The organism is Roseibium sp. AWQ4_254 (assembly GCF_056161025.1).
In genome coordinates, this window is sequence record NZ_JBSWYH010000057.1 from 1 (window position 1) to 15,617 (window position 15,617).

Genomic DNA, 15,617 nt, shown 5'->3' on the forward strand with positions numbered 1-15,617 from the left:
TCATTAAGGGCCCTTAAATGTCCATTTAATTAAGCGGACACTTAACGCACCAAATCGAAAAGCGGCAGGTCGGGTTCAACGGACGCTCACATTTTTTTTGACGTGCTACAAATTCATCCATTCTGCGCCTACTACTTTGTGTAAACGGTAACTACTTTACCTGTGTCATTGGTCACGGCCTTGACCTGCCACGGGATTTTTCCTCCACTGTCGATTAGAGTCCGACCCAATTTGAGGACGGACAATGAAGCGAACAAGATTCACGGACGAGCAGATCATCGGCATCCTTGCCGAGCATGATGCGGGCGCAAAGTGCGCGGATCTGTGCCGCAAACACGGCATGTCTGAAGGCACCTTCTACAACTGGAAAGCCAAGTTTGGCGGTATGACAGTGTCATGAGCCAAACGGCTGAAGGCGCTCGAAGATGAGAACGCGAAGCTGAAGAAGCTTCTGGCCGAGCAAATGCTGGATCTGGCTGCCATGAAGGAGCTGGTTTCAAAAAAGTGGTGACGCCTGCCGTGAAGCGCGAGGCGGTCGCGCACCTGGGGTCCCTGCTCGGGCTCTCGGAACGGCGGGCGTGCCGGATTGCCGGGGCGGATCGTAAAATGGTCCGCTACGAGGCGCAGCGTGCACCAGACACGGCGCTGCGTGGCCGCCTGCGCGAACTGGCCAATGAACGACGGCGCTTTGGCTATCGGCGCCTGTTCGTTCTATTGCGGCGCGAAGGGGAGCCGTCCGGCATCAACCGGATCTATCGGCTCTACCGGGAAGAAGGCCTGACCGTGCGCAAGCGAAAGGCCCGACGCAAGGCAGTTGGGACGCGGGCGCCAATTCTGGTCGAGGCGCGACCCAATGCACGCTGGTCACTGGATTTCGTTCATGACCAGTTGGCTAATGGTCAACGTTTCCGGGTGCTCAATGTGGTCGACGACGTCACCCGCGAATGCCTTGCTGCGATCCCGGACACCTCGATCTCAGGGCGGCGCGTGGCGCGTGAACTCACCGCCTTGATCGAACGCAGCGGAAAGCCAGGAATGGTTGTCTCGGACATTGGAACGGAACTGACTTCGAACGCCATCTTGCGGTGGTGTTCGGAGCACCGGATCGAGTGGCACTACATCGCGCCGGGCAAACCGATGCAGAATGGCTTCGTTGAGAGTTTCAACGGTCGCATGCGTGACGAACTGCTCAACGAGACCATGTTCCGCAACTTGGCCCATGCGCGGGTCGTGATCACTGCCTGGATTGCCGACTACAACACCGAACGCCCACACTCGGCGTTGGACTATCAGACCCCCACCGAATACGCCCAGACCCTGACCGCCGCAATCGCCCGACCCGCTACGCGATCTGAAAGCTCCGCGCGACGGGCGATTGCTCAACCTGCGCCGAATGGCGTAAACACCAATAGGGCTCAAGTCGCAGCTGGATGAAAGTTCAGTGGCAGGTCAGAACGCCCATGGAAACCCTGGTCGATGGAAAACAGGTTTGGATCGAAAAGAAAATAGACCGAACCTGATCTGACAAACACAGCCTCAAAGGCGGCACCTGTCAGATCAAGTCTCAACTTCTACAAATGGACTCAAGCATTTGAGGACGGACTGCCTCAAAATCCGAAGAGACGAGACATAGTTTTCCACAATCAAAGCCTAACTTACCCCTCACGTCGAAGGCGAACTGCCGACTGAATACTGAGTTTTCAGAAAATTAAGTAAACGTATTAATTGATATCTTTAAACGTTATTGGAAATTGTCTCCTAATTCTATTAGGTATTATTTCAAAGTTTATTAAATTATATTGATTAACGAGTGTATTTCCAGGTATTTTCTCGCCACCAGCCTGCTGAATCAGGCAAAGATTATATAAGTTAAAGTATTTTTTCTTTTGTCCTGTATTTGGAAGGTCCGCAATTTGTGCATTTGTATGACGTAGTTCCTTAAGGGCCTCTTTTTTTCTCTTGAGTCCAATTAAGGCTTCAGCTCTCATGAGACTAACGTCAATCGAAAATGCTCCAGGATTGAAAGTGTCTAGCGTGTTGAGCGCTTCTGAATATAAGCCTTCATCAAGGAGCTCTTCAGCTTGCGCAAGCTTACGAAAAATGTAAATTGCTTTCAATGACTTAACGCACTTTTCGATGATTTTTCTAATCACCAGCTACCTCCACCATTACCAATATCGTCAACCATATCCTCCATCCAATCGCGAATCCATTTTCCGGGGCCACTACGGATTTTTCCCCTTCGCTCTTGCTCTTGTTTTGCCCCTCGACCAGCAGATAGAACCTTCCTTTCTTTGTCTTCTACATCCTCAGTGCCGGAATCGGTTCCGTCGAGTGGGTCCGTTCGGGCACCTCGGTTTCCGCCTCCAAACCAGCCGCCGGAGTACCCCCGGCTCCCTGGACCGATCCGGCCTCCGGGGTTGTTGAGGGCATAGGCATACCGGTTGGTACCAACACCACTTGACTTCGGGTGGTACCAGTCCGGCGAGATGAAGCGCGCCAGGACGGGATCATAGTAGCGGGCGTTGAGATAGGTCAGTCCGGTCTCCGGATCGTCCCACTCCCCGATCCAGCCCTTGCTTTCCCGGGGAAGGCCAATCGATGTTGCCTGTGCATCAGAGCGCTTTCGAAGGCAAGTCACTGGACGCCGACACAAAAAAGGCCGCCCCGAGAGGCGGCCTTTCGAATAAGGCATGGCGACAGGCGTTATACGCGCCGTTCGACCATCATCTTTTTGATCTCGGCAATCGCCTTGGCCGGGTTCAGCCCTTTCGGGCAGGCCTGGGAGCAGTTCATGATGGTGTGGCAGCGGTAGAGCCGGAACGGGTCTTCCAGATTGTCCAGCCGCTCACCCGTGGCCTCATCACGGCTGTCGATCAGCCAGCGGTAGGCCTGCAGCAGAATGGCCGGGCCGAGATAGCGGTCGCCATTCCACCAGTAGCTCGGGCAGGAGGTCGAGCAGCAGGCACACAGGATACACTCATAAAGCCCGTCCAGCTTGACCCGGTCCTCATGGGACTGGAGCCATTCCTTTTCCGGTGCGGGCGAAACCGTCTTCAGCCAGGGCTCGATGGAGCGGTGCTGGGCGTAGAAGCGGGTCAGATCCGGCACCAGATCCTTGACCACGGCCATATGCGGCAGGGGATAGATCTTGACGACATCGCCAGCGATCTCGTCCATGCCCTTGGTGCAGGCCAGGGTATTGGTGCCGTCAATGTTCATGGCACAGGACCCGCAGATGCCTTCCCGGCAAGACCGGCGGAAGGTCAGGGTCGGATCGATCTTGTTCTTGATATAGATCAGGCCGTCCAGAACCATGGGGCCGCAATCATCGGCATCGATGAAATAGGTGTCGACCCGCGGGTTGCGGCCGTCATCCGGGTTCCAGCGGTAGATCCGGTATTCGCGCAGGTTGGCCGCCCCTTCCGGCTTGTCCCAAACCTTGCCTTCCGTCACCGTGGAGTTCCGGGGAAGCGTCAGCTGAACCATCTCGTTACTGCTCCGCGTTGGGTCCCTGTCTTGCGCCACCTGGTGGCAACAGGGCCTGTCGGTTTCCGCTCAGGCTGTGAGTTCGAAAACCATGTTGTCATTTGTCCGGCCGGTCACTTCATAGCCGCGTCTTGCCAGTTCAGGCAGGCAATCCTCGGACCAGTAGGGCCGGCAATTTGTTTCCAGAAGGATCACGCGGGGCCATGCGCCAGCATCCGCGTGCCTGAGGAAGGGCAGCACCACCCGGTCCTCAAATCCTTCCACATCCACTTTCAGAACATCAATTCTGGGAAGGTTGTACTCATCGGCAATTGCGGTCAAAGGCCGCATCTTGACATAGGCCGGCGACCAGTCGCCCGCCCATTCGCCGGTTGTCAGATCCTTGACGAAGGTCGCAAAGCCGCAATTGCTCGGCTCCAGCCACAGGGGCAAAGTGTCATCCTTCGGCCCGACCGCGGAATTTTCCACCCGCACGGTTTCAAATCCATTGGCCGCAATGTTGAAGCTCAGCTTTTCCGCCGTTTGCGGGTTGGCCTCGATCGCCAGTACGGATGCACCGCGCCGGGCGGCGAAAATGGCGTAGGAGCCGATATTCGCCCCCACATCCACAAACACTGTGCCGTCTTTCAGATGTGGCTCCAGAAGCGCGTGTTCGGCCCGTTCGGGCAGGCGCCCCTTGGCGAGGATCTTGCGGTCATCGTAATTCTCGCCCGGATAGATGCGGAATTTCAGACCATCGGCTTCCATGTCGTAAGGGCCCTTGAAGACCCGCGCCACAAAGGACCGGATCCGCTTGCGCAGGCCCTTGGACAGGTCGTGACGATCCGCAAGACGCCAGGCAGCACGGACCAGCCGTTCGGCCGGATACGTGCCGAACGGACTGCGTATGTCCAGATGTGCTGCCATCTCCCTCACCAGATCCGCCCCTTAGTAGACGCGCGCCTTCGGCGCGATCTTTTTCGGGTCGATGCCACCTTCCTCGAACGTGGTCAGCGGATCGAGCACCACAGGGCGGTAGTCGAGCTTGACGTCACCGGCTTCGTTGACCCAGGCCAGCGTGTGCTTGCGCCAGTTCTCGTCGTCCCGACCCGAAAACGGGCCGTCCTTGTAGTCCTCGCGGGCATGGGCGCCACGGCTTTCCTTGCGCGCTTCGGCGCCGTAGACCGTGGTGATCGCGTTGGCCATCAGGTTTTCCAGTTCCAGCGTTTCCACCAGATCGGAATTCCAGATCAGCGAGCGGTCGGAGACTTTCAGATCCTTCAGGTCGCCCCAGATGCCAGACAGGCGTTTGCAGCCCGCTTCCAGGCTTTCCTGAGTGCGGAAGACGGCCGCGTCTTCCTGCATGGCACGCTGCATCTTGTCGCGCAGGTCCGCTGTCGGCACGCTGCCATCCGCATGGCGCAGGGTGTCGAACCGGTCCATGATCTTCTCGCAGGACGCTTCGCTAGGGGCCGGGGTGGCTTCTTTGGGATCCACCACTTCGCCCGCCTTGATCGCAGCGGCCCGGCCGAACACGACCAGATCGATCAGCGAGTTGGAGCCGAGACGGTTGGCGCCGTGAACGGAGGCGCAGCCGGCCTCGCCAACGGCCATCAGGCCGGGCTGGATCCGATCCGGATTGCTCGCGTCCGCGTTCAGCACTTCGCCCCAGTAGTTGGTCGGAATGCCGCCCATATTGTAGTGAACGGTCGGCAGGACCGGGATCGGGTCCTTGGTCACATCCACACCCGCAAAGATGCGCGCGCTTTCAGAAATGCCCGGCAGGCGCTCGGCCAGAAGGGCCGGATCGAGGTGGTCCAGATGCAGGAAGATATGGTCGCCATTCTTGCCGACGCCCCGGCCTTCGCGGATTTCCATGGTCATGCAGCGCGAGACCACGTCGCGGGAGGCAAGGTCCTTGGCCGAGGGTGCGTACCGCTCCATGAAGCGCTCGCCTTCGGAGTTGACAAGATAGCCGCCCTCTCCGCGCGCGCCTTCAGTGATCAGGCAGCCTGAGCCGTAAATGCCGGTCGGGTGGAACTGGACGAATTCCATGTCCTGCAGCGGCAGGCCCGCACGGGCCACCATGCCGCCGCCATCCCCGGTACAGGTATGGGCAGAGGTTGCCGAAAAATAGGCCCGCCCATAGCCGCCGGTGGCCAGCACCACCATCTTGGCTGCAAAGCGGTGGATGGTGCCGTCATCAAGGTTCCAGGCAATCACGCCCTGGCAAACACCATCCTCGGACATGATCAGGTCGAGGGCGAAATACTCGATATAGAATTCCGCATTGTGGCGCAGGGACTGGCCGTAGAGCGTGTGCAGGATGGCGTGGCCGGTCCGGTCCGCAGCCGCGCAGGTGCGCTGCACAGGGGGGCCTTCGCCGTAATTCTGCATGTGGCCGCCAAAGGGACGCTGGTAGATCTTGCCTTCTTCGGTCCGGGAGAACGGAACACCATAATGCTCCAGCTCATAGACGGCCTTTGGGGCTTCGCGGGCGAGATATTCCATCGCATCCGTATCCCCCAGCCAGTCGGAGCCCTTGACCGTGTCATACATGTGCCATTCCCAGCAGTCCGGCGTCATGTTTTTCAACGACGCAGCGATACCGCCCTGGGCCGCCACCGTGTGGGAGCGGGTCGGGAAGACCTTGGTGATACAGGCCGTTCTGAGGCCCTGCTCGGCCATGCCGAGCGTCGCGCGCAGGCCCGCACCGCCCGCACCGACAACGACCACGTCGTAGGTGTGGTCGATAAATTCATATGTCTTGGCCATACGGGTTAGCCTCCAAAGCCAATCTTGAGCACTGCGAAAATGCAGCCGAAGCCGATAAGGGCGCAGAAAAAGGTGTTCGCCATCAGCGTCAGAAACTTGATGCCCTCACCTTGGATATAATCCTCGATGATGACCTGCATGCCGAGTTTCATGTGATAGACGCCGGACAGGATCACCAGCAGCAGGATGATCGACACCAGCGGGTTGCGAAGCGCCTCGACGACTTCGCCATGGCTGGAGCCCTGCAGCGCGATCACCAGAATCACGAAGAAGGAAATCAGGAAGACGTTGGCCACCGCTGTGACACGCTGTTTCCAGAAATGGTCGGTCCCTTCCTTGGCCGAGCCAAGGCCGCGAACCTTGTTCAAAGGGGTGCGCAGATCCGTCATGACACTCTCCTTAGCGAACCAGATAGCCGATGACCCACAGGATCACGGTCAGACTGACAGATCCGATGATGGTGGCCTTGGCCAGCCATTCGCGGGCGTCCTTGCCAAAGCCGGCACCCATGTCCCAGATGAAGTGGCGCAGGCCGCCAAGCATGTGGTGCACCAGCGCCCAGGTGAAGCCGAACAGGATCAGCTGCCCCGGGATCGAACCGTATATGGCGTTGACGAAATCAAAATAGGCCGGGCCTGCTGCAGCGGCGATGAGCCACCAGGCCAGCAGCACGGTTCCGAAATACAGGGCCGCCCCCGTAATCCGGTGCAGAATGGACATGACCATCGTCAGAATGGGTTTATAAATCTGAAGATGGGGCGACAGCGGGCGGTTGCCGCGCATATCGGCGTTCGACATGGAATTCCTCTCCCGTACGACGCTGAAACAAAAAGGGCCAACGACACGTTTCCGACCCCTTTGCCTCACCTTACGTTTACGCAAACGTAAGCAAATCAAGGCGTTGTGTAGGAGCTTTCTAGCGCCAACGCTCCCAAAGGTCAAAATATCCTATAGGGCTAAAATGCAGGAAATCATGTCTTAAACGATTAAAATCATGTAATGACGTGAAACAATTGTAAAATCCACCTGTGCACATCCGCATCTTTCCCTAAACGTCAACCGGCACCGCCGAATGCGGCAGACCGAAAACGGACCAGCCGGTGCGGTGGGCGAAGGTTTCCATCGCTTCGGTACCGAGTCTGGAATTGCCGTAACGGTTCAGCCCCGGCGACCAGACCGCAACCGCCGCCCGGCCCGGCGAGATCACCAGAATGCCGCCGCCAACACCGCTTTTCCCGGGCATGCCGACGCGGAACGCAAAGTCCCCGGAGCCGTCATAATGGCCGCAGGTCATCATCAGCGCATTGATCCGGCGGCGGCGCTCAGGGGAAACGAGCGCGGGCATGGCCGGAGCATCGACCAGAAACCGTCCGGCCAGGGCCAATTGGCGGCAGGACATCTCGACCGCGCATTGGTGGCAATAGGTGCCCAGAACCTTGTCGACAGAGGCCCGCATGTTGCCATGGGAGGCCAGATAATGGGCCAGGGAGAAATTCCTGTGCGCTGTTGACAGCTCGGACTGGGCGACCTTGTTGTTGATATGAATGCTGTCATCGTCTGCCGCTGCGCGGATGAAGCGCAGCAATTCCCCCAAAGCCTCGCGCGGGCTGGACCCGGCCAGATAGGTGTCGGTCGTCACCAGAGCTCCGGCATTGATGAAGGGATTGCGCGGAATACCCTCTTCGCGCTCCAGAAGGAGAATGGAATCAAAGGCCAGACCGGACGGTTCCCGGCCCACCCGCGACCACATCTGATCTCCGACCCGGCCAAGGGCAAGAGCCAGCGCGAACACTTTGGAAACCGACTGGATCGAAAACGGCGTCTCAGCGCTTCCGGCGGTGAACACCCGGCCATTGGCAAGTGCAACCGCAATGCCGAACTGATCCGGGTCGATCCTGGCCAATTCGGGAATATAGTCGGCCACCTTGCCTTTTTCCGGATTTCTGGCCGCCGCATCGGCAATTTCGGTCAAAAGCGCCTGCATCCTGTCCTCCGGTTGGCCGCCCCCTCCAAGGGCCCTTGCCCCAGTTCGTCAGACCCGGCCCGGGGATGCAAGAGGCTTTGGTGCGGTGGTGGGCCCCGGCACGTGCCGTCAGGCCGGCTGCCTGTCGCTGCGCCGTGCCGACAGGCGCTTGAACATATGCATCATGAAGATGGTGGCGAAGATCGGCGTCACCAGATTGAGCACCGGCACGGCCAGAAGTCCCGCAATCACCAGACCGCCGAGAAACACGGTGCCCCCGCGCGCCCGGCGCAGGGCCTTGGCATCGTCTGGCGGCATGAACCGCATGGCGGCGAATTCAAAGAATTCCCGTCCGAGCAGATACCCGTTCACCACAAAAAACGCGATCAGATTGACCCCCGGCACCAGAAGGAGCAGGAGCGCAAAGAGATTCCCTGCCACAACAACCCCGGTGAATTTCACCGTCTGGGCGATGGCTTGCGAAAGCGGGAGCGCCTTGCCTGGGCGGTCGCCCGGATAGTCCCGCGCTTCCACAATATCCGCGATGTCATCCTGAAAGAGCCCGGCCAGCAGGGCGGAAATCGGCGCGATCAGAAATCCAAGTACAAACACCGCACCTATGCCGGTCAGGATCGAAATGGACCATTCCATCCAGGTGATCCAGGCACTGCCATCCCCCCATTCGGTGGCCGCAACCCCCAGAAAGTGGCCGACCAGACCCTGCAGGGCGATCCAGATCACCAGAAGGATTGCCAGCGTGAACCCGAGCATTTTCCAGAAAATGGCGCGAAAGGGCTGTTCGAACACCTGGGACATGGCGCGGGCGGCAGCTTGGAACATGGAACCTTCTGGGGCTGGTTGTCGACCGCAACGACATAGGGGCGGCGGCCAGCGGACGCAAGGCCTCCTTCCCATCCGCCCCGACACTCCAAAAGCTGCGAAACGGCCTTGAAGCAATCAGGGATTGATATTCCAGAGCCATGGTCTACCTTGATTTCAGGACCCGATTTTCACGCACCGGAGCTGCCATGCCCCACCTTTCTGAAGAGCCATCCGCAGCTTTGGCACCCGGTTCAGCGGACCTGTTTCAATTCGAGTGGCAGATCTATCAGAAGATGGTGCACGCCAACGAGATGCATCACCGGGAACTGGCCGCCCTCCTGCGCCGGGAGATAAAAGAGCGATTCAACCGGCCCTTTGCCTTTCTGGACATTGCCTGCGGCGACGCCAGCCTGGCAGAAACTGTTCTGAAGGGAAGCCAGGTCCGGCACTATACCGGCATTGATCTGTCCGGCCCTGCCTTGCGCCTTGCCGACAACCGGCTCCGGGACGCGCCTTTTCAGGTGGACCTGCGCCAAGAGGACATGGTTCAGGCGGTGGCACAAAGACAGGCCAACGCGGATCTGGTCTGGTGCGGGTTCTCGATCCACCATCTGGCAACACCGCAAAAGAAGACCATGCTGCACCTCATCCGGCAGGCGCTGAAACCGGGCGGGCTGTTTGTGTGCGCCGAACCGGTCTGTGCAGCAGGCGAGACCAGAACGGACTTCGTCTCCCGCTGGGAACAAACCCTGCCCCACCGGTTTCAATCCCTGACAAAGACCGAATATGCGCATCTGTGGCGTCATGTCAGCACTCATGACATTCCCGAATCCCCGGAAAACTGGATCGCCATCGGGAAAGACGCCGGGTTCTCAAGCGCAGAGGAAGTGTTCCGGTTTCCCGGAGACCTGTTTTGTTCCGCCTTCCGGTTTGAGCGGTAATTTTAGGCGAGCGCCTGTTAGGTCAAATCCCTGCACCTGCACAGCCCCCTTCGGGGTGAAGCCCACCCACCAGACGCGGCCTCACGGTTTATACCAACCTCACTAGATAGGAACCGATCTGACCGTGTTTGGGGACTGTTCGGCAAGGAGCCGGTTGCAGGGCGATATGGTTTATCGTTCAAAACCTGGGACGCAGCTGAACAGTCCTCAAACACGGCCTCGGTGGCCTGCTCCGGCCCGCCGGACTGCGTTGCGCCGCTTGAACGGCCATAAAGGCCGTCCTGCGCAACGCGCCTTGCCGGCCAATCCGGACCAGCGCCATCAGATCGGTTTCTATCTATTCAGGTTGGTATAACCCTGACAGGCGCGATGAGAGCCTGCGCCAAGACACACCCGATCAATCTCCCCTAGAAGTCTCACAACGGCCTTTTACTTCGTGGGAAAAACACAAATCAGCATGCTCAAACCAGAGAAACAAATCGAATAAATTGGAATGATAATTCTATTTTACAAATACAATATTTATTATTATTTACAAACGCAAGGGCGGTTCGGTGTTTAAGAAATTAAACACTTAAAGATACTCATCTCTAATTGAGAAGACCGCCTACATGATTTGGTTGACAGGCCACACCCATTCCGGAACGACGATGCTTCTTTCCCTTCTGGACGGCCATCCTGACTGCCTCACCTATCCGGTTGAGCCATTCTTTTATCACCTGTTCACCCGCAAACACTTCGCGTCGATTGCGCAGATGCAGAAATATCTGCTCTTCAGCGCCCGCAACGATCTTCACCGCCTCAGCTGGTCCGATGCGTTTGAACGGGCTGGATCAGGAGACCACGGCCTGGATTTCGACGCCCTGCACGCCCAGCTGGACCAGCTCGCCAGCCAGAAGGCCATTCCGGAACTCTCTCACACACAATTCCCGGTAAAAGGCTTTTTCAAAGCCTATTATCAGGCTCTGGCCAGTCACCTGCAGAGCCTCCCCGCCCACTGCGAAAAAGACTGTGTGACTGCCGCATTTGCCGCGCTTCGGACCGCCCTCGCCGCCACCCGGCCGGAGCTTGAGACTGGCTCGCATCCGGTGTTCAAGGACCCTTTGGGACAGTTCCGCCCCGGTGCGCTCGACTGGTTTTTGCACACCTGGCCCAAGGGCAAGATCGTCTTCTTGCGGCGTGAGGCTCCGGCCCGCCTGTGGAGCCATATCCAGCACGAAAAGCGCAAGGGACATCCCGAGATCCGGCTGGCATCCGACCGGGCTGTCTTCAAGGGGCTCAGCAAATCCTATGCCCGCGACCGCGTCCATTCCCTGCAGCTTCCACAGAACAGCCGGATCCTGGCAATCGATTATGAGGATCTGGTCCAGTCACCGCACAGCACCATGGAAAAGGTCTGCGGGTTTCTCGGGATTCGCGTCACGGACACGGTGCTGACGCCGAGCTATTTCGGCCATGCGGCATCGCCCCGCACCAACCGGACCGGCGGCAGCGCGATCAATGCCAACAGCCTGTTCAAGTGGAAAGACAATCTGACCCGCGCCGAAAAGCTGACAGTCAGTTTCCATCTTGCCAAGGCCAGTCTCCGGCTGGCGGCCAGCAGGATGTCAGGGATTTTGCGGGCAGACGGCAAGTCTGCCTCTCACAGGTCACCCAGACTTTATTCTGAAGCCACAGAGACTTAAACAGACCCCACGATGTCACACCCGCGTGCGGGCCTTCAAGGCCTGGGCGAGTGTGCCTTCGTCGAGATAATCCAGCTCGCCCCCAACCGGCACCCCGTGGGCGAGCTTGGTCACATTCACCTCAAGGGGGGCCAACTGGTCCATGATGTAGTGCGCCGTGGTCTGCCCCTCCACGGTTGCGCTGATGGCCAGGATAACTTCCTGGAACGTTCCTGACGCGCAGCGCTCAATCAAGGTGGCCAGGTTGAGATCTTCCGGGCCGATGCCATCCAGCGGCGACAGGGTGCCGCCCAGCACATGATAGCGTCCCTTGACCGCCCCGGCCCGCTCCAGAGCCCACAAATCGGCCACACCTTCCACCACAACAAGCACGGAGCCGTCGCGTTTCGGATCGGCGCAGATCGTGCACGGATCGGACGTGTCGACGGTGCCGCAGGTCGAACAGATGCCGATTTCAGAGACCGCAACGCCCATGGCCTCGGCAAGCGGCACCAGCAGCTGGTCTTTCTTCTTGATGAGATGCAAGGCCGCCCGGCGGGCCGAGCGCGGACCAAGCCCCGGCAGTTTTGCCAGAAGCTGGATCAGCCGCTCAATTTCCGGTCCTGCAACACTCTTTTGCACCATGACGGCCCGCTTACCACCCGGTTTAGAATGGCAGATTCATACCGGCCGGCAGGCCGAGCCCGCCCATCAGCTCCTGGGTCTTTTCCTGAATGGCCTGCTCGATCTTGACCCGCGCATCCGTATGGGCGGCCATGATCAGATCTTCCAGGATTTCGCCCTCCTCTTCCTTCAACAGAGACGGGTCGATCTTCACGGCCTTCAAATCGCTCTTGCCGTTGAGGGTCACCGTCACCAGACCGGCTCCGGCCACCCCTTGCGCTTCAATATCGACGATTTGCTCCTGCAGGGACCCCATCTGTTCCTGCATCTGTTTGGCCTGCTTCATCATCTTGAGGAAGTCCATGGGATCTCTCCTTGAAAAATCTTGCGCGCTTTGCGGCGCCATCCAATCCTTTGGCGTCAGGCTTTAATACCAATCCCGCCTGATAGGAACCCGTCTGCCAGAATTCAATCGTCTTCGTCTTCGCCCAGCGCCTCGTTCAGCAGGGGATCGTTGACAAGCGGATCGGCAAGCGCGGCATCATCATCTTCGCTGACCTGCACCTTGACATCGACCACCTTGGCGCCCGGAAACTGGGACAGGAGCGCCGCCACTGTCGGATGGGACTTGGCGTCGGACAGAAGCTGCTGCTGGTTGGCTTCCTGTTCTTCGTGAATGGTCGGGCGGCCATGCTCGCGCGAGACCACCACAAACCAGCGCTGTCCGGTCCAGTCCGTCAGCTTGCGGCCAAACTCCCCGGCAATATCGGCCGGAGCGTCTTCGGTCGGCTGAATTTCGATCTTGCCCGGCTCGAACTTGACGAGCCGCATCTGACGCTGAATGGCGACCTTCATCGGAATGTCGCGCTTTTCGGACGCCAGCGCAGCGCAATCATAAAGGGTTTTCAGGCCAAAGGCGGGCTGCTGCGGGGCCACTGGCGCCGGCACGGGCTGCGCACGCTCTTGCGCGGCAGGCTGCTGTGCCGGAAGCCCCCCCTGAATGGCGGCCAAGTGCGGGCGGCCCGTCTGATGCCCGCCCTGCTGCAGGACCGGACCGCCGCCGGTCTCATGCCCCTGATGCGGGGCCGGCATGCCGACAGCCATGGCCTGGGCGCCGCCCCCGGACGGGGCCGCCCCGGTGGGACCCGTTCCCGAAGGCCCCACGCCAGCGCCGGACGGCCCGCCCATGGCGGGGACCTGCCCCTTGCCGATCTGGGCCATCAGCTCGCCCGGATCGGGCAGATCGGCCGCATAGGCCAGCCGCACCAGAACCATGTCCGCAGCGGCCAGGGGCTTGGCGGCCGCCTGCACCTCCTGAACGCCTTTGAGAAGAATCTGCCAGGCCCTGGACAGGAGACGGATTGAAACTGTTTCGGCAAAATCCCGCCCCCGGGCGCGTTCCGCCTCGGTCACGGAGGCTTCGTCCGCCGCCTTAGGCGCCACCTTCATCCGGGTGACAAGGTGGGTGAAATCGGCCAGATCCGTTAGAACGATCGCCGGATCGGCGCCGACTTCATACTGGGCCTGCAATTCGCCCAGCGCCTCTTCAATGCGCCCGGCCATCAGGTGCCCGAACAGGTCGATCACCCGGGCCCGGTCGGCAAGACCCAGCATCTGGCGCAGATCATCGGCCTCGATCGCCCCGGTGCCATGGGCCATGGCCTGATCCAGCAAAGACAGGGAATCACGTGCAGAGCCTTCCCCCGCGCGCGCGATCAGCAGCAAAGCCTCGTCGGAAATCTGGATATTCTCCGCATCGGAAATCCGGCGCAGCAGACCGATCAGCTTGCCCTGCTCGATCCGCCTCAAATCAAAGCGCTGGCAGCGGGACAGGACCGTGATCGGAACCTTGCGGATTTCCGTGGTCGCGAAGATGAATTTCACATGTTCCGGCGGCTCTTCCAGCGTCTTCAGCAAGCCGTTGAAGGCCGCGTTGGAGAGCATGTGCACTTCGTCGATGATGTAGACCTTGTAGCGCGCCGTTGCAGGGCGGTAACGGGCCGCATCAATGATCTCGCGAATGTCATTGATCCCGGTATGGGAGGCCGCATCCATCTCGATCACATCCACATGGCGGCCTTCCATGATCGCCTTGCAATGGCTGCCTTCACCGGCAAGCTTGACCGTCGGCCGGTCGGCTTCACCGGGAACCTCGTAATTGAGGCCGCGGGCCAGAATCCGGGCCGTGGTGGTCTTGCCCACCCCGCGCACGCCGGTCAGCATCCAGGCCTGGGCAATCCGGCCGGTTTCAAACGCGTTTTCCAGCGTTTGCACCATCGGCTCCTGCCCGACCAGATCCTCGAAAGTCCGGGGCCGGTATTTGCGCGCCAGCACCCGATAGGCGCCCTCCTGCCCCCCAGCTTCGGCTCTGGGGCTGCCAGCGCCAGCAGCGCCGCTTTCCTGCGCCGGGGCGGTTATTGGCGCGGGCGCGCCAGCTTGCGGAAAACCTGTCTCATCCATGAGCGGCACCATAGCGTTTTTTTCGCAAATGGGGACGGGCTTTTGAAAGTTTTTCTGTGAGAACTGCGCCGGGCGCCCCGTGCCCGGAACAGCGGCCGGGATAGCGGCTGGCACCGCTGCGTTCGGGCCATCTTTTCAGGCGGTTTCCTTCGGCAGCAGAGCGGGCTTGCAACACACCCGCCCGCACCGCACAGATGATGTTTGCCAATATGTCTGCCAATGTCCGCTTCATCTGGCAGACCATCTTCTGACGCCAGGCCGGGTTTACGTGCACCATGATTATCGAGATTCGCCACTACACGCTCATGCCCGGACGCCGGGAAGACTTCATTGCCTTTTTCGAACGGGAAAACCGCCCGGCCTTGCGCGACGCGGGCATGCAGGTGTTTGGCCCCCTGCGCGACCTTGAGCACCCGGACAAGGTTCACTGGATGCGCGCCTTTCCCTCTTTGGAAGAGCGCGACAGGATCAAGGAGGGGTTTTACAGCGGCCCTGTCTGGAACAGGCAGATCGAGCCGGTGGCGATGCCGATGATCAAGACCTATGAAGCGGACCTCGTGGAAACCACCGCCGGGTTCGAAAGCTTTGGCGGCAGCACGTCTCTTTAGGTCAAAGCCCTTTGTCCAGAGCGCTCGGCCCGCCTCCGCACAGGACGGCGCAGTCAGACCGGCCAGCAGCCCCAAAAAAGCAAACACATGCTCTGCGAGCTGCCCCCCCAACTCACCAGCCCCCACCTCAAATGTGTGCGTCCGTTGAACCCGACCTAACGTGTTGCCGTTTGGTGCCTTAAGTGTCCACTTATCTAAATAGACACTTAAGGGCCCTTAATGAGTAATCGAAGGAAACGGCGGATTTGGTCTGATGAGGAGAAGCGGGAGATCTGCGCGCAAGCGGTTCTTC

General features: G+C 59.5%; 15 protein-coding genes and 1 pseudogene. 4 read left to right on the top strand and 12 right to left on the bottom strand.

Annotation, left to right across the window (positions count from 1 at the left end):
• Nucleotides 1–244 precede the first annotated feature (244 nt).
• Nucleotides 245–1,434: pseudogene (locus tag ACXAIC_RS24120) on the top strand (IS3 family transposase).
• Nucleotides 1,435–1,721: 287 nt separating this feature from the next.
• On the opposite strand, the gene ACXAIC_RS24125 reads toward ACXAIC_RS24120, so the two are convergent.
• The 9 genes from ACXAIC_RS24125 to ACXAIC_RS24165 all read right to left on the bottom strand — a co-directional run bounded on the left by ACXAIC_RS24125 (nt 1,722) and on the right by ACXAIC_RS24165 (nt 9,046).
• The gene (locus ACXAIC_RS24125; RefSeq protein ID WP_475186841.1) at nt 1,722–2,153 is read right to left on the bottom strand and encodes a hypothetical protein; all 432 of its coding nucleotides are present in this window, start codon (nt 2,151–2,153) and stop codon (nt 1,722–1,724) included.
• A complete protein-coding gene (locus ACXAIC_RS24130; RefSeq protein ID WP_475186845.1) occupies nt 2,150–2,695 on the bottom strand; it encodes an RHS repeat-associated core domain-containing protein in 546 nt (181 codons plus the stop codon). The genes ACXAIC_RS24125 and ACXAIC_RS24130 overlap by 4 nt, the downstream gene beginning before the upstream one ends.
• Nucleotides 2,696–2,706: 11 nt before the next feature.
• A complete protein-coding gene (locus tag ACXAIC_RS24135; protein WP_475186848.1) occupies nt 2,707–3,489 on the bottom strand; it encodes a succinate dehydrogenase iron-sulfur subunit in 783 nt (260 codons plus the stop codon).
• Nucleotides 3,490–3,558: 69 nt separating this feature from the next.
• Nucleotides 3,559–4,395 carry an FkbM family methyltransferase gene (locus ACXAIC_RS24140; RefSeq protein WP_475186851.1) on the bottom strand — a complete coding sequence of 279 codons (837 nt, stop codon included), beginning with the start codon at nt 4,393–4,395 and terminating at the stop codon, nt 3,559–3,561.
• A 21-nt stretch (nt 4,396–4,416) separates the two neighbouring features.
• Complete coding sequence (gene sdhA / locus ACXAIC_RS24145; RefSeq protein ID WP_475186853.1) at nt 4,417–6,243, bottom strand: succinate dehydrogenase flavoprotein subunit; 1,827 nt, start codon at nt 6,241–6,243, stop codon at nt 4,417–4,419.
• A 5-nt stretch (nt 6,244–6,248) separates the two neighbouring features.
• Nucleotides 6,249–6,632, bottom strand: a complete 384-nt coding sequence (gene sdhD, locus ACXAIC_RS24150; RefSeq protein WP_475186854.1) for a succinate dehydrogenase, hydrophobic membrane anchor protein — start codon at nt 6,630–6,632, stop codon at nt 6,249–6,251.
• Nucleotides 6,633–6,642: 10 nt separating this feature from the next.
• Nucleotides 6,643–7,041 (bottom strand): succinate dehydrogenase, cytochrome b556 subunit, encoded by a 399-nt coding sequence (sdhC, locus tag ACXAIC_RS24155; RefSeq protein ID WP_475186856.1) that lies wholly within the window; start codon nt 7,039–7,041, stop codon nt 6,643–6,645.
• 250 nt (nt 7,042–7,291) lie between these two features.
• Nucleotides 7,292–8,227, bottom strand: a complete 936-nt coding sequence (locus ACXAIC_RS24160) for a glutaminase (RefSeq protein WP_475186859.1) — start codon at nt 8,225–8,227, stop codon at nt 7,292–7,294.
• 108 nt (nt 8,228–8,335) lie between these two features.
• The gene (locus tag ACXAIC_RS24165; RefSeq protein ID WP_475186860.1) at nt 8,336–9,046 is read right to left on the bottom strand and encodes a sulfate transporter family protein; all 711 of its coding nucleotides are present in this window, start codon (nt 9,044–9,046) and stop codon (nt 8,336–8,338) included.
• 188 nt (nt 9,047–9,234) lie between these two features.
• Between ACXAIC_RS24165 and ACXAIC_RS24170 the strand changes: the two genes are divergently transcribed.
• The gene (locus ACXAIC_RS24170; RefSeq protein WP_475186863.1) at nt 9,235–9,969 is read left to right on the top strand and encodes a class I SAM-dependent methyltransferase; all 735 of its coding nucleotides are present in this window, start codon (nt 9,235–9,237) and stop codon (nt 9,967–9,969) included.
• A gap of 611 nt (nt 9,970–10,580) precedes the next feature.
• Complete coding sequence (locus tag ACXAIC_RS24175; protein WP_475186866.1) at nt 10,581–11,654, top strand: sulfotransferase family protein; 1,074 nt, start codon at nt 10,581–10,583, stop codon at nt 11,652–11,654.
• 15 nt (nt 11,655–11,669) lie between these two features.
• Here the strand turns inward: ACXAIC_RS24175 and recR are convergent, their stop codons facing one another.
• The 3 genes from recR to ACXAIC_RS24190 all read right to left on the bottom strand — a co-directional run bounded on the left by recR (nt 11,670) and on the right by ACXAIC_RS24190 (nt 14,717).
• Nucleotides 11,670–12,275, bottom strand: coding sequence for a recombination mediator RecR (gene recR / locus ACXAIC_RS24180; protein WP_475186873.1), 606 nt, complete (start codon nt 12,273–12,275; stop codon nt 11,670–11,672).
• A 25-nt stretch (nt 12,276–12,300) separates the two neighbouring features.
• A complete protein-coding gene (locus ACXAIC_RS24185) occupies nt 12,301–12,621 on the bottom strand; it encodes a YbaB/EbfC family nucleoid-associated protein (protein WP_475186869.1) in 321 nt (106 codons plus the stop codon).
• A 104-nt stretch (nt 12,622–12,725) separates the two neighbouring features.
• The gene (locus ACXAIC_RS24190) at nt 12,726–14,717 is read right to left on the bottom strand and encodes a DNA polymerase III subunit gamma/tau (protein WP_475186870.1); all 1,992 of its coding nucleotides are present in this window, start codon (nt 14,715–14,717) and stop codon (nt 12,726–12,728) included.
• Between the two features lie 275 nt (nt 14,718–14,992).
• Between ACXAIC_RS24190 and ACXAIC_RS24195 the strand changes: the two genes are divergently transcribed.
• Entirely contained in the window at nt 14,993–15,325 is a 333-nt protein-coding gene (locus ACXAIC_RS24195) for an NIPSNAP family protein (protein WP_475186872.1), read from the top strand.
• Nucleotides 15,326–15,617: the final 292 nt, after the last annotated feature.